Origin of the sequence: Mesorhizobium sp. M7A.F.Ca.ET.027.02.1.1, from assembly GCF_004022985.1 — a bacterium.
In the GTDB taxonomy this organism is placed as follows: Bacteria; Pseudomonadota; Alphaproteobacteria; order Rhizobiales; family Rhizobiaceae; genus Mesorhizobium.
The window spans coordinates 1-1,168 of sequence record NZ_RZOL01000777.1; the positions used below are offsets into that span (position 1 = coordinate 1).

At 63.8% G+C, this 1,168-nt stretch carries 2 protein-coding genes; both read left to right on the plus strand.

The annotated features are described in order from the left end of the window. Window positions 1-483, plus strand: a 483-nt coding sequence (locus EN749_RS36065) for a toprim domain-containing protein (RefSeq protein ID WP_245491590.1), incomplete at its 5' end; no start/stop codon positions are given. A gap of 44 nt (window positions 484-527) precedes the next feature. Further along, window positions 528-1,168: FUSC family protein (locus EN749_RS36070; RefSeq protein WP_145991189.1), on the plus strand; the 641-nt coding region annotated here is incomplete at its 3' end.

Here is a 1,168-nt window from a genome sequence, read left to right on the forward strand (position 1 = left end):
CGTTCGAAGTACCGCGATGAAGATCTGCGCTACGACCGCGTCATCATCATGACCGACGCAGACGTCGACGGCGCCCACATCGCCTCGCTGCTGATCACCTTCTTCTACCAGGAGATGCCGGCGCTGGTGCGCGGCGGCCACCTTTACCTCGCCGTGCCGCCGCTTTACTCGATCAGGCAAGGCGGCAAGGTCGCCTATGCCCGCGACGACGCGCACAAGGACGAGCTCCTGCGCACCGAATTCACCGGGCGCGGCAAGGTGGAACTCGGCCGCTTCAAGGGCCTGGGGGAGATGATGGCCGCCCAGCTCAAGGAAACCACCATGGACCCGAGGAAGCGCACGCTGCTCAGGGTCGATGTGAACGAAATCGATTCAGCCACCAAGGACAGGGTCGATGAACTGATGGGCACCAAGCCGGAAGCCCGTTTCCGCTTCATCCAGGAACGCGCCGAATTCGCCGCGGCGGAAGTGCTGGATATCTAGCCATCAGCCGGTTTAGCTTGCGCTTCTGATATGGAGACCAGCGTGTGATTGCGGCACGGCTGAAAGGCTATTTCGAAACCAGTTTGACCGACCTGACGCAACCGACGCGCTCGGACTGGATTTTCGCTCTTCGCACCGTTTCAGCCGGCCTGATCGCACTGCTGGCCGCCTACGCCCTAAAACTCGACCACCCGCAATGGGCCATGATGACGGTGTTCATCGTCGCCCAGCCGGTTGCCGGCATGGTGCTGGCGAAGGGCTTCTACCGGCTGCTCGGCACGCTGGTCGGCGGCGTCGCGGCGATCGGTATCACCACCGTATTCGGCACCAACCCCTGGGTGCTGGTGACGGTGCTTGCCGTCTGGATCGGCATCTGCACCTTCGTCTCGTCGCTGCTGCGCAATCCGGAAGCCTATGGCGCCGCGCTCGCCGGCTACACCGCAATGATCATCGGCCTGCCCGCCTTCGGACAGCCGCATCTCGTCGTCGACCTCGCGATCGCGCGATGTGCCGAGATCGTGCTTGGCATTGTCTGCGCCGGCCTGACCAGCCGCCTGATCCTGCCAAAACTGGCCAGCGACGCCATCGTCTCGCGCCTGAAACGCTGCATCCTCGATCTTGCCACCTATGCCGACGGTGCGTTCTCCGGCGGCGACCCGGCAACGCTGTCCGCGCTGCACCGGAA